The 21,106-nt window shown below is 67.9% G+C and carries 19 protein-coding genes; 12 read left to right on the plus strand and 7 right to left on the minus strand.

The window, feature by feature from the left end:
• Positions 1 to 13: 13 nt before the first annotated feature.
• The 5 genes from ACCC97_RS13135 to ACCC97_RS13155 form a co-directional block, all read right to left on the minus strand.
• On the minus strand, positions 14 to 883 hold the full coding sequence (locus ACCC97_RS13135; protein WP_413333219.1) for an ABC transporter permease: 870 nt from the start codon (positions 881 to 883) through the stop codon (positions 14 to 16).
• Positions 880 to 1,728, minus strand: coding sequence for an ABC transporter ATP-binding protein (locus ACCC97_RS13140; RefSeq protein WP_413333221.1), 849 nt, complete (start codon positions 1,726 to 1,728; stop codon positions 880 to 882). The genes ACCC97_RS13135 and ACCC97_RS13140 overlap by 4 nt, the downstream gene beginning before the upstream one ends.
• Positions 1,728 to 2,738 (minus strand): ABC transporter substrate-binding protein, encoded by a 1,011-nt coding sequence (locus ACCC97_RS13145; RefSeq protein WP_413315339.1) that lies wholly within the window; start codon positions 2,736 to 2,738, stop codon positions 1,728 to 1,730. The genes ACCC97_RS13140 and ACCC97_RS13145 overlap by 1 nt, the downstream gene beginning before the upstream one ends.
• A 25-nt stretch (positions 2,739 to 2,763) precedes the next feature.
• Positions 2,764 to 3,654 carry a TauD/TfdA dioxygenase family protein gene (locus tag ACCC97_RS13150; RefSeq protein ID WP_413315340.1) on the minus strand — a complete coding sequence of 297 codons (891 nt, stop codon included), beginning with the start codon at positions 3,652 to 3,654 and terminating at the stop codon, positions 2,764 to 2,766.
• A 213-nt stretch (positions 3,655 to 3,867) separates the two neighbouring features.
• Positions 3,868 to 5,007 carry a class I SAM-dependent methyltransferase gene (locus ACCC97_RS13155; RefSeq protein ID WP_413333223.1) on the minus strand — a complete coding sequence of 380 codons (1,140 nt, stop codon included), beginning with the start codon at positions 5,005 to 5,007 and terminating at the stop codon, positions 3,868 to 3,870.
• Here ACCC97_RS13155 and ACCC97_RS13160 point away from each other — a divergent pair.
• From ACCC97_RS13160 to ACCC97_RS13180, 5 genes are read left to right on the plus strand one after another with little or no spacing between them, the layout of a single operon-like run.
• Positions 5,006 to 5,788: an SDR family oxidoreductase gene (locus ACCC97_RS13160; RefSeq protein ID WP_413333225.1), complete on the plus strand. Its 783-nt coding sequence runs from the start codon at positions 5,006 to 5,008 to the stop codon at positions 5,786 to 5,788. The two genes, ACCC97_RS13155 and ACCC97_RS13160, sit on opposite strands and share 2 nt — an antisense overlap.
• An 8-nt stretch (positions 5,789 to 5,796) precedes the next feature.
• Positions 5,797 to 6,177 (plus strand): dihydroneopterin aldolase, encoded by a 381-nt coding sequence (locus tag ACCC97_RS13165; RefSeq protein WP_007831468.1) that lies wholly within the window; start codon positions 5,797 to 5,799, stop codon positions 6,175 to 6,177.
• Between the two features lie 43 nt (positions 6,178 to 6,220).
• A complete protein-coding gene (gene ttcA / locus ACCC97_RS13170) occupies positions 6,221 to 7,153 on the plus strand; it encodes a tRNA 2-thiocytidine(32) synthetase TtcA (protein ID WP_413333227.1) in 933 nt (310 codons plus the stop codon).
• A 46-nt stretch (positions 7,154 to 7,199) separates the two neighbouring features.
• Positions 7,200 to 7,823, plus strand: a complete 624-nt coding sequence (locus tag ACCC97_RS13175; protein WP_413316249.1) for a DUF4136 domain-containing protein — start codon at positions 7,200 to 7,202, stop codon at positions 7,821 to 7,823.
• A gap of 20 nt (positions 7,824 to 7,843) precedes the next feature.
• Positions 7,844 to 8,488, plus strand: a complete 645-nt coding sequence (locus ACCC97_RS13180) for a histidine phosphatase family protein (protein WP_413316247.1) — start codon at positions 7,844 to 7,846, stop codon at positions 8,486 to 8,488.
• A gap of 68 nt (positions 8,489 to 8,556) precedes the next feature.
• Here the strand turns inward: ACCC97_RS13180 and ACCC97_RS13185 are convergent, their stop codons facing one another.
• Positions 8,557 to 11,715 carry an efflux RND transporter permease subunit gene (locus ACCC97_RS13185; protein WP_413316245.1) on the minus strand — a complete coding sequence of 1,053 codons (3,159 nt, stop codon included), beginning with the start codon at positions 11,713 to 11,715 and terminating at the stop codon, positions 8,557 to 8,559.
• A complete protein-coding gene (locus ACCC97_RS13190) occupies positions 11,712 to 12,878 on the minus strand; it encodes an efflux RND transporter periplasmic adaptor subunit (RefSeq protein ID WP_042673125.1) in 1,167 nt (388 codons plus the stop codon). Before ACCC97_RS13190 ends, ACCC97_RS13185 begins: the two co-directional genes overlap by 4 nt.
• A 254-nt stretch (positions 12,879 to 13,132) precedes the next feature.
• Here ACCC97_RS13190 and ACCC97_RS13195 point away from each other — a divergent pair, with 254 nt between their 5' ends.
• The 7 genes from ACCC97_RS13195 (at position 13,133) to mdoH (ending at position 20,964) form a co-directional block, all read left to right on the plus strand.
• Positions 13,133 to 13,591, plus strand: a complete 459-nt coding sequence (locus ACCC97_RS13195) for a hypothetical protein (RefSeq protein ID WP_007831453.1) — start codon at positions 13,133 to 13,135, stop codon at positions 13,589 to 13,591.
• 81 nt (positions 13,592 to 13,672) lie between these two features.
• Positions 13,673 to 15,022 (plus strand): tRNA (N6-isopentenyl adenosine(37)-C2)-methylthiotransferase MiaB, encoded by a 1,350-nt coding sequence (gene miaB / locus ACCC97_RS13200; protein ID WP_413333229.1) that lies wholly within the window; start codon positions 13,673 to 13,675, stop codon positions 15,020 to 15,022.
• Positions 15,022 to 16,449, plus strand: a complete 1,428-nt coding sequence (locus ACCC97_RS13205; RefSeq protein WP_007831450.1) for a sensor histidine kinase — start codon at positions 15,022 to 15,024, stop codon at positions 16,447 to 16,449. The genes miaB and ACCC97_RS13205 overlap by 1 nt, the downstream gene beginning before the upstream one ends.
• Before the next feature lie 103 nt (positions 16,450 to 16,552).
• Complete coding sequence (locus ACCC97_RS13210) at positions 16,553 to 17,170, plus strand: hypothetical protein (RefSeq protein ID WP_413333231.1); 618 nt, start codon at positions 16,553 to 16,555, stop codon at positions 17,168 to 17,170.
• Positions 17,167 to 18,555: a sigma 54-interacting transcriptional regulator gene (locus tag ACCC97_RS13215; protein ID WP_007831448.1), complete on the plus strand. Its 1,389-nt coding sequence runs from the start codon at positions 17,167 to 17,169 to the stop codon at positions 18,553 to 18,555. Before ACCC97_RS13210 ends, ACCC97_RS13215 begins: the two co-directional genes overlap by 4 nt.
• A gap of 193 nt (positions 18,556 to 18,748) precedes the next feature.
• The gene (locus tag ACCC97_RS13220; RefSeq protein ID WP_056509013.1) at positions 18,749 to 18,952 is read left to right on the plus strand and encodes a hypothetical protein; all 204 of its coding nucleotides are present in this window, start codon (positions 18,749 to 18,751) and stop codon (positions 18,950 to 18,952) included.
• 5 nt (positions 18,953 to 18,957) lie between these two features.
• On the plus strand, positions 18,958 to 20,964 hold the full coding sequence (gene mdoH, locus ACCC97_RS13225; protein WP_007831446.1) for a glucans biosynthesis glucosyltransferase MdoH: 2,007 nt from the start codon (positions 18,958 to 18,960) through the stop codon (positions 20,962 to 20,964).
• Positions 20,965 to 21,106 lie beyond the last annotated feature (142 nt).

The raw sequence follows: 21,106 nt of genomic DNA on the forward strand, positions 1-21,106 counted from the left end.
TCGTCCGCGCTCCCTAGCGCTGCTGGCCCCAGCGGCGAACGGTCAGGCGCTCCAGCGTCTTGAAGCCCAGGCTCTCGACCAGCAGGCCGATCAGCACCACCAGGGCGAGGCCCGCGAACACGCGGTCGGTGTAGAGCTCGTTGCGGTTCTGGAAGATGTACCAGCCCAGCCCGCCCTTGCCCGACGAGGCACCGAACACCAACTCCGCCGCGATCAGCGTGCGCCATGCAAAGGCCCAGCCGATCTTCAGCCCCGACAGGATCGACGGCAGCGCCGCCGGCACCAGGATCTGTAGCACGTAGGGCAGGCCCTTCAGGCCGTAGTTGCGCCCCGCCATGCGCAGCGTCTCGGGCACGCCCTGGAAGCCGGCATAGGTGTTGAGCGCCAACGGCCACAGCACCGAATGGATCAGCACGAACACGAGGCTGCCGCGGCCCAGCCCGAACCACAGCAGCGCCAGCGGCAGCAGCGCAATGGCGGGCAGCGGGTTGAACATGGACGTGAGCGTGTCCAGCAGGTCGCGGCCGACGCGCGTCGACACCGCGAGCGTGGTGAGCGCGAAGGCCAGCAGCACGCCGGCGAGGTAGCCCTGCAACAGAACGGCCAGCGAGATGCGCACCTTCTCGATCAGCTCACCGCTCGCGAGGCCTCCGAACAGCGCCGTTGCCGTGGCGGTGAAGGTGGGCAGCAGCAGGTCGTTGTCCTGCCAGCGGGCCGCGAGCTCCCAGAGCACGGCGACGACGGCGAGGATCAGGCCCTTGCGCAGCCATGCCTGCGACCAGATGCGCTCGCCCATCGGCAGCGAACGCTCCACCGGTACTTCGGTGAAGGGCTCCAGCGTGCGCTCGTACTCGGGCCGGACCGGCGGGACGATGGCACTCATGCGATGGCCTCTTCCTCGAACAGCATGTCGTGGATCCGCTGCGCCGTGCCCTGGAATTCGGCACCGCCCACACTCGCCAGTGTGAAGCCATGGCTGTTGACCTCGGCGCGCATGCGCCCCGGGTGCGGCGACAGCAGCGCGATGCGGTTGCCCACCACCAGCGCCTCCTCGATGGAGTGGGTGACGAACAGCAGCGTGAAGCGCACCTCGTCCCACAGCTCGAGCAGTTCCTGCTGCATCCTGCGACGCGTGAGCGCATCGAGCGCGGCGAAGGGTTCGTCCATCAGCAGCACGCGCGGCTGCATCGCGAGCGCGCGGGCAATGGCCACGCGCTGCTTCATGCCGCCGGAAAGCTGGTGCGGATGCACCTCGGCGAACTTCGCCAGGCCGACCTTGCCTAGATAGTGCAGCGCGCGTTCCGCGGCCTCCTTCCGGCCCAGCGTGCGCGAAGCGAGCAGCGGGAACATCACGTTCTGCTTGACGGTCTTCCACGGCGGCAACTGGTCGAACTCCTGGAACACGACGATGCGGTCGGGACCAGGCTGCGCCACGCGCCGGCCGTCGATGCGGATCTCACCTTCGACCGGGGGAATGAAGCCGGCCACGGCCTTCAGCAGCGTGGACTTGCCGCAGCCCGAGGGACCGAGCAGCACGAAGCGGTCGGCGGCATGCACGTCGAAGCTCACGCGGTGCGTGGCGCGGACGAGGCGCTGGGGGGTGCGGTATTCGAGGCTGACGTTGTCGACCCGCAGCAGTGCCGGTGCCGCGGCAGTGTCTTGCCCCCTCTCCCGCTCGCGGGAGAGGGAGTCACCCCGCGAATCAAGGACCGCCGCCGTGCCGCTCATCAGTTGCCCGACACGTTCTGCGCATCGTCGAAGAAGTAGTCCTTCACCGAAGCCGGCTTGTTCCTGATCGCGCCCACTCGGTGCATGAACTCCGCCAGCGGATAGGTGTTCTGCGGCGTGGTCTTGAACTGCACCTCGGGGTTCCTGATGATCTTCAACAGCAGATCGCGGTCGAGCTTGGCGTTGCTCACCTTCAGGTAGATGTCGGCCGCCTTCTCAGGGTTGGCGGTGACGAACTTCGCCGCCTCGTCGAGCGCATCGACGAAGGCCTTGTACGTCTTCGGGTTCTCGCTGCGGAATTTCTCCGTTGCGTACAGCACCGTTGCAGACGACGGACCGCCCAGCACCTGGTACGAGTTGAGCACGATGTGCGCATTCGGATTGCCCGCGAGCTCCTGCTCCTGGAACGGCGGATTGCCGAAGTGCCCCGTGATCTCCGTGCCGCCCTTGATGATGGCCGCTGCAGCATCGGGGTGCGGCACCGCCACGCTGATCCTGTCGAGCCTGTCGAACTCCTTGTCGCCCCAGAGCCTGGCCGAGGCGAACTGCAGCACGCGCGACTGCACCGAGACACCCACGGCAGGAAGTGCGATGCGGTCCTTGTCGGTGAAGTCGGCGATGGTCTTCACGTTCGGGTTGTTGCTCACCAGGTAGTACGGGAAGTTGCCCAGCGAGGCCACGCCCTTCACGTTCTGCCGGCCCTTGGTGCGGTCCCAGAGCGTGAGCAGCGGCCCCACGCCGGCGCCCGCGATCTCGATGTTGCCCGAGAGCAGCGCGTCGTTCACCGCCGAGCCGCCGGAGAGCTTGACCCATTCGACCTTGGCATCGACACCCGCGGCTTTCGCGTGCTTCTCGATGAGCTTCTGCTCCTGCGCCACGTTCAGCAGCAGGTAGACGATGCCGAACTGCTCGGCGATGCGGATCCGGCCCTCGGCGTGTGCGGCGAGGCTGCCGGCCAGGAGGCCCAGGCCGGCGACGAGCGCGGCGGCTTTGCGGGTGAAGCGGTTCATTGAAGTCGGTCCGGGAACGAGAAGATCAGAAAGGGGTATCGCCGACGATCGTGGTGCGGTTGAGGCGGCGGCGCAGGTGGTCGGGCGTACCCGCCGCGAGATGCATCAGCGAGCGGTTGTCCCAGAACACCAGGTCGTGCGGCGCCCATTTGTGGCGGTACACGAACTCGGGCTTCACGCTGTGCGCGAACAGCTCGGCGAGCAGGGCATCGCTTTCCTGCGCGGGCAGGCCGACGATGCGCGTCGTGAAATGCTCGCTGACGAACAGTGCCTTGCGGCCCGTCTCAGGGTGCGTGCGCACCACCGGCTGCACGGCGGGCGCAACCTGGTCGATCTGCGCCTGCGAGAGCTTGGGCCGCCACGGATTCTTCGCGCGCAACTCTTCGTACTTGGCGAGGTAGCTGTGCTCGGCCTTCAGCGGCAGGATGCGCTGCTGCAGCTCGGGGCTCAGCGATTCCCATGCAAGATGCTGGTTGGCGAACAGCGTGTCGCCGCCTTCGCTCGGCAGCTCCTGCGCGTGCAGCAGGGAGCCCAGGCTGGGGTTGGGTTTGTACGAAATGTCGGAATGCCAGTAGACGCCCGCATCGCCGAGGCCGATGGGCTCGCCGTTCTCCTTGATGTTGGAGACGATGAGGATCTCGGGGTGGTTCTTCAGCTGGAACTGGTGCAGCACGTGGATTTCGAGCGGGCCGAAGCGGCGGCTGAAATCGATGTGCTCCTGCGGGGTGATCTGCTGGTCGCGGAAGACCAGGACGTGGTGGTCGAGGTGGGCCTTGTGAAGGCGGATGAAGTCTTCGGTGTTGATGGGCTTCGAGATGTCGAGGCCTACCACCTCGGCGCCGACCGGGGCATCGAAAGGGCGCACTTCGAAGTGCTGCGAAGGGGCATTTACCTCGCTGGTGGGGGCGGCAGTCATGCCGGGAATGTAGGGGGCGGGGTTTGGATCGCCAACGAACTCTTTGTTGCTAGCTTATGACTTTGTTTTGAGGGGCTGATGTCTTTCCGGGGCCGGGACTCGCCCCGGCGGGCGACTCACTTTCTTTTGCTTCGCCAAAAGAAAGTGAGCAAAGAAAAGTAGGTCGCCCGCCGGGGCGAGTCCCGGCCCCGGAAAGCAACCCAAGCCAACCGCTCAAAGCGTATGACTGCGATCCCCTTCTGCAAACCCCATCGCATCCCAAGCCTCGCCGACGGCAAAGCCAATCACCTTGAACAACTCCCCCATCTCGTGCTCATGGATCAGCCGCGCCGCCATCGCCCGCTCCGCGACGGACCCCGCTTCCATCCGAGCCAGCAACCCGCAGTTCAGCAGAAACCGCGCCTGGCTCGTATAGCCCAGCACTTCGAGCCCCGCGTCCTGCCCCGCCAACGCAATGCCGGTGAAGTCGACGTGCGCGGTGATGTCCTTGTAGCCCACGTCGGCCAGCGGGTCGCCATCGGCCTGGTGCGCGCGGTGGCACATCACGGTGCCCATGTGGCGCTGCGGGTGGTAGTACTCGGCCTCGGGAAAACCGTAGTCGATGAGAAAGGCCGCGCCCTTGCCGAGCCGGTCGGCCAGCGTGGCGATGAAGGCCCGCGCCTGCGGATGGATCTCGGTCAGGTAGTCGTGCTCGCCGGGCACCTCGACCGGCGGCCGCAGTTCGGTGACGCGATCGGCCCAGGCCCAGCCGTCGCCTTGCGCGTTGCGCACCACGCCGCGCTCGAACCACTGCCCACCCACACGCGCCAGCAGTTGCACGGGCATCGCATCGAGCACCTCGTTGCCGACCACCACGCCTTCCATCGAATCGGGCAGCTCGTTGAGCCATTCAACGCGGTCCGCATAGCGCACCAGCGCCTGCTGCTGCCGCTCGCGCAGCGTGCCCGACAGGTCGACGATGCGATAGCGCACATCACTGCGCCCCATCTCGTCGAGCGCATGCAGCAGCTGAACCGCGAGCGCCCCCGAGCCTGCGCCGAATTCCCACACCGTGTCGGTGCCCGTCTTCTCCAGTGCCTGCGCCACCTGCGCCGCCAGGGTCTGCCCGAACATCGGCGTCAACTCGGGCCCCGTCACGAAGTCGCTGCCCGACGAGGGCATGTGGCCGAACTTGGCCGAAGTGTTGGCGTAATAGCCCAGGCCCGGCGCGTACAGCGCGAGCGCCATGAAGCGGTCGAACCCGATCCATCCGCCCGCGCGCTCGACGGCGCGCGCGATGAGGTGGTCGAGGGCGGTGGGTAAACTGCTGGGGGTCGTCTTTGTCGTCACAGCGCCATTCTCCCCTCCTCGCATGAGCCCCGCCGCGCCTCCCTCCTCCGCTTCCCGCCGCACCGTCCTCGTCACCGGCGCGGGCCGCAGGCTGGGCCGCGAGATCGCGCTGGCGCTCGCCGCGGGCGGCTGGCAGGTGGCGGTGCACTACCGCAGTTCGCGCACCGAGGCCGAGCAGACGGTGGCCGACTGCGCCGCGCTCTCGGGCGATTCGGCGCTCTTCGCGGCCGACCTCGAGGACGAACAGGCCACGCGCGCCCTGCTGCCGCGCGTGGTCGCGCGCTTTCGCGGCGTCGATGCCGTGGTGCACAGCGCCGCGCTGTTCGAGCACGACGAGGCCGCCACCTTCAGCTACGCACTCATGGAGCGCCATGCGCGCAGCAACACCGGCGCGGCAATCCTGCTGGCGCATGCCCTGCACGAGCACTTGGCGGCCCGCGACGCGCAAGGCGTGGTGGTCCATCTGCTCGACCAGAAGCTCTGGAACCCGAACCCCGACTTCCTGAGCTACACACTTTCCAAGGCCGCGCTCGAAGCCGCCACGCCGATGCTGGCGCTGGCCCTTGCACCGCGCGTGCGCGTGGTCGGCGTGGCGCCCGGCCTTACGCTGGCGAGCCACATGCTGGACGACGACAGGTTCGCGCAGCTGCACAAGCTGTCGCCGCTGGGCCGCTCCTCCACCCCGGACGACGTGGTCGCCACGGTGAGGTTCGCGCTGGAGAACCGCTCGATCACCGGCACCACGCTGCTGGTGGACGGCGGCCAGCACCTGATGAAATTCGAGCGCGATTTCTCGCTCATGTGAGCACCACCATGTCCATTCCCATGCCCGTGCAAGGCCGCCAGACACTCACCCTCCAGGGCCTGCGCTTCGACGCCAACCTGGGCATCCTCGAGCAGGAAAAGACGGCGCCGCAGCCGATCCTGGTCGATGCCGAGCTCAGCCTCGGCCCGCAGCCGCTGCTGCCGCAGGACGACGACATCTTCCACGTGCTCGACTACCGCAAGGTGCGCCGCATCATCATCGAGGAGTGCACCGCCGAGCACGTCAACCTGCTCGAAAGCCTGATCGGCAAGCTGGTGCAGCGCCTGCTGCAACTGCCCGGCGTGCTGGGCGTGCGCGTGAAGATCGCCAAGCTCGAAATCTTCGACGACTGCGAGGTGGCGATCCGCATGGAAGCCGGGGAATGGTGATCCGGGGCAAAATCCCCCCTTTCCCCCCAAGACATTGCTGCCCATGAACGCCGTCTGGATCGACGAGGCGCCCGCCGCCGCCGACGCCACTGCCAATTCCCTGAAGATCGAGCGCGAAACGCACAAGCTCGAAAAGCGCCTGTGCCGCCAGGTCGGGCAAGCCATCGTCGACTACAACATGATCGAAGAGGGCGACAAGGTCATGGTGTGCGTCTCGGGCGGCAAGGACAGCTACGCGCTGCTCGACATCCTGCTCAAGCTGAAGGCGCGCGCGCCGATTCACTTCGACATCGTCGCGGTCAATCTCGACCAGAAGCAGCCCGGCTTTCCCGAAGAGGTGCTGCCCAGGTATTTGAGCGACCTGGGCGTGGACTTCCACATCGAGAACCAGGACACCTACAGCATCGTCAAGCGCGTCATTCCAGAGGGCAAGACCACCTGCGGCCTGTGCAGCCGGCTGCGCCGCGGCATCCTGTACCGCGTGGCCGACGAGCTGGGCGCCACCAAGGTCGCGCTGGGCCACCACCGCGACGACATGCTGCAGACCTTCTTCCTCAACATGTTCTTCGCCGGCAAGCTCAAGAGCATGCCGCCCAAGCTGGTGAGCGACGACGGCAAGCACGTCGTGATCCGCCCGCTGGCCTACGTGGCCGAGAAGGACACGGTGCGCTGGGCCCAGCACCGCGAGTTCCCGATCATTCCGTGCACGCTGTGCGGCAGCCAGGAAAACCTGCAGCGCAAGCAGGTAGGCGAAATGCTGCGCGAATGGGACAAGAAGTATCCCGGCCGCGTGGAGAACATGTTCACCGCGCTGCAGAACGTGGTGCCTTCGCACCTGCTCGACGGAACGCAGCATGACTTCAAGGGTCTGAAGGCAACGGGCGTGGCGAACGACGATGGCGACAAGGCCTTCGACCCGCCTTCCTTCGATTTGCTCTCCCAGGCACCTGCCGCCCTGCGCATCGTCCAGGGCTGAACGGGCAACCCAGGGGAATTTTGGGCTTCAGCGCCCGGAGACCCTCATGAAATCTGCGTTCTCGGCTCTTCTTCTTGCCGCAAGCCTGACGGGCTGCGCCACCTCCTGGGTGGTCGACAGCGACGTGAAGAGCTTTTCCTCCATCGGCACCGTGGCCCCCGGCGCCACCTACCGCTTCGACCGCCTGCCCTCGCAGCAGGCCGACGGCGCGCGGCAGGAATCGCTCGAAGCCATGGCCGGCGCCGCGCTCGACAAGGTCGGCCTGCGCCGCGACGATGCCAGGCCCCAGTACACCGCGCAGATCGGCGCGCGCGTGACGGCAGGCCTCTCGCCCTGGGCCGATCCGTGGCTCTACAACGGTCCCTGGGGCTACGGTTACGGCGGCTATGGCAACTACGGCCGGCGCTGGTACGGCGGCGGCTGGTATGGCGGCCCGATGTTCGCGCCGCCGGCCAACCCCTGGTACGAGCGCGAGGTCAGCATCGTGCTGCGCGAGGCAGGCTCCAACCGCGTGGTGTACGAAACTCGCGCCCGGAACGACGGCCCTTACACCTCGAGCACGGCGATCCTGCCGGTGATGTTCCAGGCCGCGCTGCAGGGCTTCCCGAACCCGCCGCAGGGCGAGCGCCGGGTCAACATCGAGCTGCCGACGGCGCAGGCCCGGAAGTAGCGCCTTCTAGAATTCCCCGGATGGAAGAAGCCACCCGCCTGATCGCCGTTCGCCACGGCGAAACCGCCTGGAACGTCGACACCCGCATCCAGGGCCAGCTCGACATCGGGCTCAACGCCACGGGCATCTGGCAGGCACAGCGCGCCGGCAGTGCGCTGGCCGACGAGCCCATCGGCGTCGTCTATGCCAGCGACCTCTCGCGCGCCTGGCAGACCGCCGAGGAAATCGCCAGGCCCCACGGCCTGGCCGTGCAGCCCGAGCCGCGCCTGCGCGAACGGGCCTTCGGGAACTTCGAGGGCCTGAGCTTTGCCGAGATCGAAGCCACGCTGCCTGTGCAGGCCAGGCTCTGGCGCGAGCGCGATCCCGAATTCGAGCCCGAGGGCGGCGAGAGCCTGCTGATGTTCCGCGACCGTGTGACTGGCGTGGCCGCCGAACTGGCGGCGCGCCATCCGGGCGAACTGGTGGTTCTGGTCGCGCACGGCGGCGTGATGGACGTGCTCTACCGCGCCGCCACCCGCCAGGAGCTGCAGGCGCCGCGCACCTGGCAACTCGGCAACGCCGCGATCAACCGCATGCTTTGGACGCCGGAAGGCTTCAGCCTCGTGGGCTGGAGCGACACCGCCCATCTGACGGCAGGTGACGCGCTCGACGAGACGACGAGCTAAGCATCGCTCTTCACGATGCGCTGTCTGTGTTGTTCGAGGTGCGCCCTTCGCACACGCCCCCGAATCCCTCAAGCGTGCGAAGCAGCCCCATGGCCCGCTTCCGCCTTCGCCTCGTCCGGCAGATTCACCATCGGCCCCGTCCCGCTGTAGCGGTCCAGCGCGAGGTAGATCGCCGGCGTGATGTACAGCGTGATCACCTGCGAGAAGATCAGCCCGCCCACCACCGCCACGCCCAGCGGCTGGCGCAGCTCGGCGCCGGCGCCCAGGCCCAGCGCGAGCGGCAGCGCGCCCATCAGCGCGGCCAGCGTGGTCATCATGATCGGCCGGAAGCGCAGGCGGCAGGCCTCGCGGATCGCGTCCACCGGCTGCAGGCCCTCGGTGCGCTGCGCATCGAGCGCGAAGTCGATCATCATGATCGCGTTCTTCTTCACGATGCCGATCAGCAGCAGGATGCCGATGGTCGCGATCAGCGTCAGGTCGAAGCCGAAGAGCTTCAGCGAGATCAGCGCGCCCACCGCCGCCGAAGGCAGCCCGGCGAGGATCGTGATCGGGTGGATGTAGCTCTCGTACAGCACGCCGAGCAGCACGTAGATCACGAGCACCGCCAGCACCAGCAGCACCGCCTGGCTGGACTGCGAACTCTGGAACACCGCCGCGTCGCCGCCGTAGGTGGTGATGATCGAGGGCGGCATCTTCAGCTCGTCCTTGAAGCGGTCGATCTTCGCGGTCGCGTCGCCCAGCGGCACGTCGGGCGCGAGGTTGAACGACACCGTCACCGCCTGCAGCTGGCCCTGGTGGTTGACCGCGGTCGGCCCCACGGTGCGCTTGACGGTCGAGAAGGCCGACAACGGCACCAGCCTGCCCGTGGTGCTGCGCACTGACAGGCGCGAGACGTCTTCCTCGAACTGGCGATCGTTGTCGGCCGCCGAAAGGATCACCTGGTAGGTGTTGCTCGTGCCGTAGATGCTGCCGATCTGGCGATCGCCGTAGGCGTTGTAGAGCGCGGTGCGCAGGTCGCCCACCGCCACGCCGAGCACGCCGGCCTTGTCGCGGTCGATGTCGAGCGTGGCCTGCAGGCCGCGGTTCTGCGAGTCGCTGGTCACGTCGCGGAAAGCCGGGTCGGCGCGCATGCGCTCCATGAGCCGCGTGGCCCACGGCACCATCTCGCCCGCGTTCACGCTCTGCAGCGTGTACTGGAAGCGCGCCTTGCTCTGGCGTCCGCCCAGGCGCAGGTTCTGCACCGGCTGCATGTAGACGGCAATGCCGGGGATCTCGCGGAAGCGCTGGCGCAGCGATTCGAGCACCTTCGCCATTGGCGGGCGCTCGCTGCGCGGCTTGAGCACCGCGAACAGCCGCCCGGAGTTCTGCGTGGCCGTGGGACCGCCCACGCCGACGAAGGAGCTCACGTAGTTGACGCTCGCGTCGTCCTTGAGGGTGGCGGCCACGCGGTCCTGCAGCGCCTTCATGGCGCTGAATGAAATGTCCTCAGCAGCCTCGGTCGTGATCTGGATCTGGCCGATGTCCTCCTCGGGGAAGAAGCCCTTCGGGATGGTCGCGAACAGCCAGCCGGTGACGACGAAGGTCAGCCCCGCGATCGCCAGCATCACCTTGCGGTGCATCAGCGTCCAGCCGAGCGAGCGCATGTAGGTTGCGTGCACCGCGCGGTAGCCGCGCTCGAAGGCTCGGCCGATGGCCGTGCCCGGCTCGGGATGCTCTTCTTCGTGATCGAGCGCGCCCGCACGGCGCGGCACCTGCTTGAGCAGCCGGCTCGCGAGCATCGGCACCAGCGTGAGCGACACCACGGCCGACACCAGCACCGCCAGCGCCACCACCACCGCGAACTCGTGGAACAGCAGGCCGATCACGCCGGGCATGAAGAAGATCGGGATGAACACGGCCACCAGCGAGATCGAGATCGACACGATGGTGAAGCCCACCTCGCGCGCGCCGCGCAGCGCCGCCGCGAACGGGTCCATGCCCTTCTCGACGTAGCGCATGATGTTCTCCAGCACCACGATGGCGTCGTCCACCACCAGCCCCACGGCCAGCGTGATGCCGAGCAGCGAGATGTTGTCCAGGCTGTAGCCGAAGGCATAGAGCAGCGCCACCGCGCCGATCAGCGAAATCGGAATGGTCACGGCCGGGATCAGCGTGGCCACCAGCCGGTGCAGGAACAGGAAGATCACCAGCACCACCAGCGCGATGGTGCCCAGCAGCGTGAGCTGCACGTCGTGCACGGCCTCGCGGATGGAGATGGAGCGGTCGTTCACCATCTGGATCTCGACCGACTGCGGCAGCTCCGCCTTGAAGCGCGGGATGAGCGCGCGCACCGCATCGACCACCTGCACGGTGTTGGCGTTGGGTTGGCGCTGCACGGCCAGCGAGATCGAGTCCTGCCCGTTGAAGCTGCTCGCGGTCTTCACCGACTCGAAACTGTCCTCGATGGTGGCCACTTCGTCGAGCCGCACCGGCGCGCCGTTGTGCTGGCCGACGATCAGCTTGGCGAAGTCGGCCGCCTTCAGGAGCTGGCGGTTGGCCTGGATGGTGAGCGTCTGGCGCGGGCCGTCGAGCACGCCGACCGGCGTGTTGGCGTTGGCCGAGTTCACGGCCTTGGCCAATTCGTCGAGCGTGATGTTGCGCGCGTTGAGCAGGTCGGCATTGGCCTTGATGCGCACCGCGAAAGCCTTGCGGCCGTACACGCCCACCTGCGCCACGCCATCGATGGTCGACAGCGTGGGCGAGATCAGGTTCTCGGCGTAGTCGTTGAGCTCCGACGGGTTCATCGACGGCGAGATCAGCGCGATGAACAGCACCGGCGCGTCGGCCGGGTTGACCTTGCGGTACGAGGGCAGCTGCGTGAGCTCCTGCGGCAGCTGGCGCTGGGCGCGCAGCAGCGCGGCCTGCACGTCGACCGCGGCGGCGTCGATGTCGCGGCTGCTCACAAATTCGAGCGTGATCGAGGACACGCCCTGCGTGTTCACCGAACTGATGGTCTGCAGGCCCGGGATGGTGGAGAACTGCTTTTCGAGCGGCAGCGCCACAGAACTCGCCATGGTGTCCGGACTCGCGCCCGGCAACTGCGCATTGACGTTGATGACCGGCGTGTTGTAACTGGGCAGCGCGGCGACGGGGATGCTGAAGTACGCGAAGATGCCGACGACCACGGCCGCCGCGGACAGCAGCACCGTCATCGCCGGACGGCGGATGCAGAGCTCCGAGATGTTCATGCGCGTTCCCGCTGCGGCGGCTTGATGTCGGCGCCGTCGGAAGAAGCGGCGCTGCCGGGCGTGACGCCGGTGGTGCCGTTGCCCGTTGCGCCAGGCGCACCCGGCGCCTTGGCATCGACGCGGACCTTGCCGCCCGGGCGCACGTTCTGGCTGCCCTCGATCACCACCTGCTCGCCCGGCTCCACGCCGCTCACCGCCACATTGGTGCCGAAGGTGTGCAGCGTCTTCACCTTGCGGCGCGTGGCGGTCTTGCCCCCGTCGACCACATAGAGCGAAGTGCCGTCGGACAGCATCATCAGCGCCGCGGCCGGCACCACCGTGGCGCCGTTGAGCGTGCGCACCGTGATGCGCGTGCCCACGAACTGGCCGGGCCACAGGCTCTGGTCGGCATTCGCGAACACAGCCTTGGCGCGCACCGTGCCGATCTGCGGGTCGACGGTGTTGTCGACGAAGTCGAGCGTGCCGCTCAGCGGCGCCTTGCCGCCGGAGACGACGGCCTCGACCTTGGCGTGCGAGCGCGCGGCTTCCAGCAGATCCTGCAGGTTGCCTTCGGGTACCGGGAAGCTCACGGCAATCGGGTCGAGCTGCGTGATGGTGACGAGCGACAGCGTCGGCTGCACCAGCGTGCCCGGGTAGATGTTGACGGCGCCGATGCGCCCGGCGATGGGCGCGCGCAGCGTTGCGTAGCCCAGCGCCACCTGCGCCGACTGCACGGCCGCGCGGTCGGCGGCCACGGAGGCCCGCTGAGCCTGGAGCTGCGAGAGCGTGGCGTCGGCCGCGCTCTTGGCGATGAAGTTCTGCGCCACGAGGTCCTGGCTGCGCTTGTACTGGCGCTCCAGGTCGGCCATGGTGGCCTCGTCCTTCTGCTGCTGCGCGCGGGCGCGGGCGAGGTTGGCCTGGTCGTTGCGGTCGTCGAGCGTGAAGAGCAGCTGGCCGGCCTTGACGAACTGGCCTTCCTTCACATGCACCGCGCTCACCGTGTTCGTCACCTGCGGACGCAGGTCGACGCTGTTGAGAGACACCACGCTGCCGTTGACCTGCACAGTCACCGGCACATCCTGCTTCTGCGCGGTGGCCAGGGTCACGAGTGCGGGGGCGCCGCCGCTGTTGCTGTTCGCAGCCGGAGCCTTCGCGTCCTTGCCGGCAGACTTGTCCCCGGACATGCTCCACCACCCGCCCGCGACGGCTACGATCAATACGCCCGCAAGGGCGACAGCGACATTTTTCTTCATGGGTTCTTTGTGCACTTTGGGCTGACAGCGGCTATTGGATCAGCGGCCGACTCCCGGTGTTCGTGGCCCCCGTAAAGAAATGTAAAGCCAGTCAACCGAAAGCCCCACACTACCTGCTGTGGCCGGCGCCGGGGAACCGCACCCCCTCGCTAAAATCGCCGCTCCACAGCCTCTGGATAAACCCCATGAACCGCTGCAAGACACCCACGAATGCTCTCACCTTCATAGCGCTTTGCACAGCAGCCATTGCTGCGGCAGGCCTTTTTCCGCTCACCGCCAGCGCGCAGGACGAAGTGCCCCGGCCGCAGACCCAGAACGAATCGCTCGTTGGGGGCCGCAATTTCCCCATCGGCACCCTGCGCGGCAAGTTCACGGTCCTCAACGCGCCCGACGTCGACCTCGACGGCCATGCGGATCGGCTGGGGGCCGGCGCGCGCATCCGGAGCCCGCAGAACATGCTGGTCATGCCCGGCGCCATCACCGGCCAGAAGTACCTGGTCAACTACACGCGCGATGCCGCCGGCCTGCTGCGCGAGGTCTGGATCCTCACGGCCGACGAAGCCTCGGCCCCACGCGAATCGCTGAACAAGCCGTTCCTGAACATCTGGCCGTTCACCTCGAACGACACCGTCAACACGCAGTAGGCAAAGACGGCGGCGCGGCCCATGCGCTGCCCGCCGCCGAGCCCTCCCCGTTGTTGCGGAGGGCATGAGAGAGAGCTCCCCATGAAAAAAGTATTCATCAAGACCTTCGGCTGCCAGATGAACGAGTACGACTCGGACAAGATGGCCGACGTGCTCAACGCCGCGCAGGGCTACGAGCCCACGCAGAACGTGGACGAGGCCGACCTCATCCTGTTCAACACCTGCTCGGTGCGCGAGAAGGCACAGGAAAAGGTGTTCTCCGACCTCGGCCGCGTGAAGCACCTGAAGGCCAGGGGCGTGAAGATCGGCGTGGGCGGCTGCGTGGCGAGCCAGGAGGGCGAGGCCATCATCGCGCGCGCTCCCTACGTCGACATCGTGTTCGGACCGCAGACGCTGCACCGCCTGCCCGAGATGCTGAACGACCGCGAGCGCCTGAACCGCCCGCAGGTGGACATCAGCTTCCCCGAGATCGAGAAGTTCGACCACCTGCCGCCCGCGCGCGTCGAGGGCGCGACGGCCTTCGTGTCGATCATGGAAGGCTGCTCCAAGTACTGCAGCTACTGCGTGGTGCCCTACACCCGCGGCGAGGAGGTGAACCGCCCGCTCGACGACGTGCTGGTCGAGATCGCCGGCCTGGCCGAGCAGGGTGTGCGCGAGATCACGCTGCTGGGCCAGAACGTGAACGCCTACCGCGGCAGGATGGGCGACACCGCCGAGATCGCCGACTTCGCGCTGCTGATCGAATACGTCGCCGAGATCCCCGGTATCGAGCGCATCCGCTACACCACGAGCCACCCGAACGAGTTCACGCCCCGGCTGATCGAGGCCTATGCCAAGGTGCCGCAGCTCGTGAGCCACCTGCACCTGCCGGTGCAGCACGGCAGCGACCGCATCCTGATGGCGATGAAGCGCGGCTACACCGCCATGGAATACAAGAGCACGGTGCGCAAGCTGCGCGCCATTCGCCCCGAGCTCGCCCTGAGCAGCGACTTCATCGTCGGCTTCCCTGGCGAGACGGACGACGACTTCAACAAGATGATGAAGCTGATCGACGACTGCCATTTCGACGCCAGCTTCAGCTTCATCTTCAGCCCGCGCCCCGGCACGCCCGCCGCCGCGCTGCAGGACGACACGCCGTATGAAGTGAAGCTCGCTCGCCTGCACACGCTGCAGGCCGTGATCGACGTCAACGTGAAGCGCTTCGGCCAGGCGCTGGTCGGCACCACGCAGCGCGTGCTGGTGGAAGGCGCCTCGCGCAAGGACGCGAACGAACTCATGGGCCGCACCGCCTGCAACCGCGTCGTCAACTTCGAAGGCGACGCGCGCCTCGTCGGCCAGATGGCCGACCTGCGCATCACGCGCTCGCTGGCCTACACGCTGCGCGGCGAGGTCGTGACGAACGAATCGTTGATGCCGGTGCTCGCCCACTGATGGCGAAGCGACCGTCTACCCGGGGCTCGTTCCAGCAGCTCCTGCTGTTTGCCTTCCTGCTGATCACCGCGCTGCTGGTCGGCGTGGCGCTGCGTTCGGTGCTGCAGTACGACGCGCTCATGACGCAGAGCCGCGACGCGGCCGCGCGCGCGCTGCGCCTGTCGGGCGCGGCCCAGTCGCTGGCCGAGCGCAGCGCGGCCATGGAGCGCGCCGGGCGCCAGTCGCTGGTGCTCAACGACGCAGTGCTGCGCCGCCGCTTCGACGACGCTGCGCGCGAGGCGCACCAGGTGCTCGAGCGCCTGGAGAAGAACGGCCTGGCGCCCGCCGGCATCGAGATGTGGCGCACCCAGCTCGGCGTGATCGAGGGCCTGATGAGCGGCAACGCCGACAGCGCCCTGGCCCGCGAGAGCACGATGGCGATGCAATTCCGCGAACTCGACGCGCTCAACACCAACCTTGCGCAGCAGGCGCAGTTCCTCATCGAAACGCAGAACGACGCGCTGGCCAGGCGCATCGAGAACGCGCGCCGCCGGCTGATGCGCGAAGTGGTGGCCGCCAGCGTGCTGGCCGTGTCGCTGGCGCTGGCCTTCGGCATCTGGCTGGCGCGGCCGTTCAAGCGGCTGGAGCACGCCATCGTCGGCCTCGGCCAGAACCGGCTCGACGAACCCATCGACATCCGCGGCCCGGCCGACGTGCGGCGCGTGTCGCAGCAGCTCGAGTGGCTGCGGCTGCGCCTGACCGAGCTCGATGCCGACAAGGCGCGCTTCCTGCGCCACGTGTCGCACGAGCTGAAGACGCCGCTGGCCGCGCTGCGCGAGGGTGTCTCGCTGCTCGAAGACGGAGTGACCGGTCCGCTGAACCCGGCGCAGCTCGAGGTTGCGCAGATCCTGCAGCAGAACACCGTGTCGCTGCAGGGCCAGATCGAGGCGCTGCTGCGCTTCAACGCCGCCGCCTTCGAGGCGCGCGAACTGCGCCGCGAGCGCACCGAGCTGCTGCCGTTGATTGAAGAGCAGATCGAGGCCCAGCGCCTGCAATGGCAGTCGCATGGCCTGCGCGTGCGGGCCGAGGGCGACCCCATCGCGATCACGGTCGACCGCACCAAGCTCGGCACCGCGATCGCCAACCTGCTGAGCAACGCCATTCGCTTTTCGGTAACGGGCGGTGTCATCACCCTGGCGGTATCGGGGACGCCCGAGGCAGTGCACATCGACGTCAACGACGCCGGGCCGGGCATCGCCGAGGGCGACCGCGACCGGATCTTCGAACCTTTCTTCCGCGGCGAGCGCCAGCCCGAGCACACGGTGAAAGGCACGGGCATCGGACTTTCCATCGTGCAGGAGTACATTGCAGCCCACGGGGGCCGCATCACCCTGCAGCCGGGCGGACCCGGTGCTCGCTTTCGCATCGAACTGCCGCGCACGGCCTGACCACCCTGGCGTCTTCTCCTCTCCAACACTGCCTCACCGCCTCGCGTCCTTTCTTCGACCCATGTCTTTTTCGTTCGTCCGCCGTTCCTCCTTCGCCGGGGCGATGACCGTGCCTTTCGTCCTGCTGCTGGCCGCCTGCGCCACGCAGCCCAAGCCGCCCGCGGAGGCCGAGGCGCTGCCGCCGCCCCCGGTCGTGCCGCGCGTGATGCCGGTGGAGGCCGAGCCGAAGGCGCCGGCCACGCAGCCCGCCTCGTCGCTCTTTACTTTGATGACGCAGGGACCGCAGGCGGCCATGCTGTCGTATGCCGACAAGGTGCGCCCGCTGAACGGCGCCGACCTGAGCACGGAAATCTCGCGCATCGGCGACCCGGGCGATTCGCCCACCACGCAGATGCAGCTGGCGCTGCTGCTCTCGCAGACCCGCGTGCCGGCCGACCTGGCGCGTGCCCTGGGCCTGCTGCAGCGCGTGATCGCCAACCCCGCACCCGAGGCCCAGGCCCTGCACCCGCTGGCACGCGCCCTGGCCGCGCGCTACGTGGAGCAGCGCCGCGTCGAGGACGATCGCGACAAGCAGGTGCAGCAGCTGCGCGACAGCCAGCGCCGCATCGACCAGCTGAACGACCGCATCGAAGCGCTGCGCGCCATCGAGCGCAGCTTCGCGCGGCCCAACACGGCGCCCGCAGCACCGGCGGCGCCCAACGGAAGCAAACCGACCCCATGAGCACTACCGGCGCCCGCCTCCTCGTGGTCGACGACGACCCGGACATGCTGCGGCTGCTCTCGATGCGGCTGAGCTCGGCGGGCTACCAGGTCACGGCCGTCACCTCGGCCGAGACTGCGCTCACGCAGCTCGAGATCGAACACCCGCAGCTCGTGCTGAGCGACGTGCGCCTGCCCGGGCGCGACGGCCTCCAGCTCTTCGACGAGATCCGCAAGCGCCATCCCTCGCTGCCGGTGATCCTGCTCACCGCGCACGGCACCATCCCCGACGCGGTCGAGGCCACGGCGCGTGGCGTGTTCACCTACCTCACCAAGCCCTACGACGGCCGTGAGCTGCTCGACAAGATCGCGCAGGCGCTGGCGCTCGGTGCGCCCGCCACCACGCCGAGCAAGGCCGGCGACGACAGCTGGCGCTCCGAGATCGTGAGCCGCAGCAACCGCATGGCCGAACTGCTAGCCGAGGCGCGCATGGTCGCCAAGTCGGACGCCTCGGTGCTGCTGCGCGGCGACTCGGGCGCCGGCAAGGAAATGCTCGCGCGCGCCATCCACAAGGCCAGCGCGCGTGCCGACAAGCCCTTCGTGGCGGTCAACTGCGGCGCCATTCCCGAAGCGCTGCTCGAGTCGGAGCTGTTCGGCCACATGAAGGGCGCCTTCACCGACGCCCATGCCAACCACAAGGGCCTGTTCCAGCAGGCCGACGGCGGCACGCTGCTGCTCGACGAAATCGGGGACATGCCGCCCGCGCTGCAGGTCAAGCTGCTGCGCGTGCTGCAGGAGCGCGCGGTGCGCCCGCTGGGCGCGAGCCAGTCGATCCAGGTCGACGTGCGCATCGTCTCGGCCACCCATCGCGACCTCGACGCCGCAATGGAGGCCGGCCAGTTCCGCGAAGACCTGTATTACCGCCTGAACGTGGTGACGCTCACGCTGCCACCGCTGTCGGCGCGGCGCGAGGACATTCCGCTGCTGGCCAACCACTTCCTGCAGCGCCTGTCGACCAAGTACGGCAAGCGGCTGTCGGGCTTCGCACCCGAGGCGCTGAAGGCGCTGACCACGGCCGCCTGGCCGGGCAACGTGCGCCAGCTGTTCAACGTGGTTGAGCAGGTCTGCGCACTGTCGAGCTCGCCGCTGATTCCTCTGGCGCTGGTGCAGCGCGCGCTGCGCGTGCCGACGGTCGAGGTCCAGACCTACGCCGAGGCCAAGCAGCGTTTCGAGCGCGACTACCTCGTCGGCCTGCTGAAACTGACCGACGGCAACGTGGCCGATGCGGCCCGCCTGGCCGATCGCAACCGCACGGAGTTCTACCGGCTTCTGCAGAAGCACGAACTCACGCCAGGCCACTTCAAGGCCGACGCTGTCGCTCCTGGCGGGGACCCTGTCGCCGAGTAGCGACGCCCCTAAGTCATTGATTTATATAGCCAATCCCTACCCGCCCAGGAGGCTTGTCGGGATTCGGCGACAAAAACAGGGGTTTGGAGGCCTTCCGGCAGCCTCCTCCCGCGAAAAACACCTCCGGATCGGTCCAAGTCATTGATCTGAAAGCGTTTTTCCAGCCTGGCACAGGGTTTGCCCCTGTACTGGCATGACAGCACTAACCAGCCCATCTTTCGCACTGCGCCAGCAGCGCGACGGCCTGCGTCAAAAGCAGTTTTCCTCCTCGCGGCCCCGTGCTGCGGGCCATTCGCTCGCCGCGCTCGCAAGCGCTGGCGGCGCCGAGCCGGATTGCGTGATCAAGCGCTTTCCTGCCATTGGCGACACCCCTTCCCTCGACAAGCAACGTTGGTAAATCACATGAAGCCGAACGACTTCTCCCAACTGAACGTGCTGGCCGACACCGATTTTTCGCACCGCAGCGCGGTTCGCGAGGAACGCCATCCCAATTCGGTCACCGCCCCGCCGGTCAACCGCGGTTCGATGACGCCCCGCCCCTGGCGCGGTTTCTGGAACAGCATCGGCACCGCCCTGCTGGTCAGGCTCGGTGCCGGCGGCAAGCGCCAAAGCGCCGGCCCGGCCGAAGCCCGCCAACCGTGGCAGCGTGCCGCGGCCCAGCGCCGCAACGCGTTCATGCTGCTCACCGTGCTGAGCACCGTGATCGCCTCGACGCTGTTCGCCGGCGTGCAACCCGACTACGACAACGTCTGGCTCGAATACGGCCAGATCGGCCTGTACGGCCTGCTCTCGGGCTGGGTCGTGACCGGCTTCGTGACCGCACTCATGGGCTTCTACGTCTCGGTACGCGGTGACAAGCACGCCCTGTCGGCGAAACAGGTGGCCAACCACCCGATGAACCCCGAGGCCCGCACCGCGATCATCATGCCGATCTGCAACGAAGACGTTGCCACGGTATTCGCCGGCCTGCGCGCCACCTGCGAATCGGTCGCCTCCACCGGCCACGCAAAGCAGTTCGACGTGTTCGTGCTGTCCGACAGCTACAACCCCGAGACCGCCGCCGCCGAGCGCGCCGCCTGGGAAGACCTGCGTGCCGCCCTGGCCGAGAGCCCCAACCAGCCGCAGGTCGAGGTGTATTACCGCCTGCGCACCCGCCGCACGCACCGCAAGGCCGGCAACGTGGCCGACTTCTGCCGCCGCTGGGGCAAGGACTACCGCTACATGGTCGTGCTCGACGCCGACTCGGTGATGAGCGGCGACTGCCTGACCTCGATGGTCAAGCTGATGGAAGCCAATCCCACCGCCGGCATCATCCAGACCGCGACGCAGGCCATCGGCCACGTCACGCTGCATGCCCGCGCACAGCAATTCGCTTCCCGCGTGACGGGCCGCCTGTTCACGCTGGGCATGCAGTTCTGGCAACTGGGCGAATCGCACTACTGGGGCCACAACGCGATCATCCGCGTCGAACCCTTCATGAAGCATTGCGCGCTGGCCCCGATCAAGGGCACCGGCGGCATGTCGGGCGGCATCATGTCGCACGACTTCGTCGAAGCCGCGCTGATGCGCCGTGCCGGCTACAACGTGTGGCTGGTGTCCGACCTCGTTGGCAGCTACGAGCAGCAACCGCCGGACCTGCTGGCCGAACTGCAGCGCGACCGCCGCTGGTGCCAGGGCAACCTGCAGAACGCCCGCCTGATGGCCGAGCCCGGCATCCACCCGGTGCACCGCGCGATGTTCGTGACCGGCACCATGGCCTACGTCTCCGCCCCGCTGTGGCTGGCCTTCCTGACGCTGGGCACCGCCCTGTGGCTCAGCGGCTCGAGCCTCGTGTCGAGCTGGAGCGTGCTGCCCGCCGAACTGGCCGGCCTGTGGGTCTGGACCCTGTGCCTGCTGTTCCTGCCGCGCGTGCTGGGCATCGCTGCCGTGCTGATGCGCGGCGAGCAACGCCAGTACGGCGGTGTGTGGGGCCTCGTGAAGAGCTCCATGATGGAAAGCGGCCTCGCCATCGTGCAGGCCCCGGTCCGCATGCTGGCCCACTCGCTGTTCGTGCTGGTCGCCCTCACCGGCATCAAGCTCGACTGGAAGTCGCCCCCGCGCGAAGCCGCCGCCGTGCCGTGGAAGGTCGCCGCGTCGCAGCTGGCCCCCATGACGCTGGTGATCGCCATGCTGGCCGTCGGCGTCGCGATGATCGACCCGAGCGCGCTGATCTGGCTCATGCCCGTCGGCCTGCCGCTGCTGCTGGCGATTCCGCTGACGGTGCTGACCAGCCAGATCGCACTGGGCACCACGCTGCGCGACCGCGGCTTCCTGCTGATTCCAGAGGAATCGCGCTCGCCGGCCGTGCTGCGCCGTGCGTGGATGCATGCGGTTCGCCTCGCGCGGCCTGCTGCACTGGCAACCGCCTGATGCGCTGAAGACACAGCGCCCCGAAGCCGGCCTCAGGGTCGGCTTTTTTCATGGCGGGCATGCAGGTCGCGCTGGCGTGCACGCAGCCGCCGAGGCGCAGCAGGTCTACGAAGTGCAGCCCTGAAGACAGAAGGCCCGCCGG

It is taken from the genome of Variovorax sp. Varisp85 (assembly GCF_047304045.1).
In the GTDB taxonomy this organism is placed as follows: Bacteria; Pseudomonadota; Gammaproteobacteria; order Burkholderiales; family Burkholderiaceae_C; genus Variovorax.

Bases quoted from the DNA above. Each gene is read 5' to 3' on its own strand.
- ACCC97_RS13150 (WP_413315340.1), bottom strand. From the start codon at position 3,654: ATGACTGCCGCCCCCACCAGCGAGGTAAATGCCCCTTCGCAGCACTTC.
- ACCC97_RS13140 (WP_413333221.1), bottom strand. From the start codon at position 1,728: ATGAGCGGCACGGCGGCGGTCCTTGATTCGCGGGGTGACTCCCTCTCC.
- mdoH (WP_007831446.1), top strand. From the start codon at position 18,958: ATGAAGCCGAACGACTTCTCCCAACTGAACGTGCTGGCCGACACCGAT.
- ACCC97_RS13155 (WP_413333223.1), bottom strand. From the start codon at position 5,007: ATGCGAGGAGGGGAGAATGGCGCTGTGACGACAAAGACGACCCCCAGC.
- ACCC97_RS13160 (WP_413333225.1), top strand. From the start codon at position 5,006: ATGAGCCCCGCCGCGCCTCCCTCCTCCGCTTCCCGCCGCACCGTCCTC.
- ACCC97_RS13215 (WP_007831448.1), top strand. From the start codon at position 17,167: ATGAGCACTACCGGCGCCCGCCTCCTCGTGGTCGACGACGACCCGGAC.
- ACCC97_RS13165 (WP_007831468.1), top strand. From the start codon at position 5,797: ATGTCCATTCCCATGCCCGTGCAAGGCCGCCAGACACTCACCCTCCAG.
- miaB (WP_413333229.1), top strand. From the start codon at position 13,673: ATGAAAAAAGTATTCATCAAGACCTTCGGCTGCCAGATGAACGAGTAC.
- ACCC97_RS13205 (WP_007831450.1), top strand. From the start codon at position 15,022: ATGGCGAAGCGACCGTCTACCCGGGGCTCGTTCCAGCAGCTCCTGCTG.
- ACCC97_RS13210 (WP_413333231.1), top strand. From the start codon at position 16,553: ATGACCGTGCCTTTCGTCCTGCTGCTGGCCGCCTGCGCCACGCAGCCC.
- ACCC97_RS13220 (WP_056509013.1), top strand. From the start codon at position 18,749: ATGACAGCACTAACCAGCCCATCTTTCGCACTGCGCCAGCAGCGCGAC.
- ACCC97_RS13175 (WP_413316249.1), top strand. From the start codon at position 7,200: ATGAAATCTGCGTTCTCGGCTCTTCTTCTTGCCGCAAGCCTGACGGGC.
- ttcA (WP_413333227.1), top strand. From the start codon at position 6,221: ATGAACGCCGTCTGGATCGACGAGGCGCCCGCCGCCGCCGACGCCACT.
- ACCC97_RS13135 (WP_413333219.1), bottom strand. From the start codon at position 883: ATGAGTGCCATCGTCCCGCCGGTCCGGCCCGAGTACGAGCGCACGCTG.
- ACCC97_RS13180 (WP_413316247.1), top strand. From the start codon at position 7,844: ATGGAAGAAGCCACCCGCCTGATCGCCGTTCGCCACGGCGAAACCGCC.
- ACCC97_RS13195 (WP_007831453.1), top strand. From the start codon at position 13,133: ATGAACCGCTGCAAGACACCCACGAATGCTCTCACCTTCATAGCGCTT.
- ACCC97_RS13145 (WP_413315339.1), bottom strand. From the start codon at position 2,738: ATGAACCGCTTCACCCGCAAAGCCGCCGCGCTCGTCGCCGGCCTGGGC.
- ACCC97_RS13190 (WP_042673125.1), bottom strand. From the start codon at position 12,878: ATGTCCGGGGACAAGTCTGCCGGCAAGGACGCGAAGGCTCCGGCTGCG.
- ACCC97_RS13185 (WP_413316245.1), bottom strand. From the start codon at position 11,715: ATGAACATCTCGGAGCTCTGCATCCGCCGTCCGGCGATGACGGTGCTG.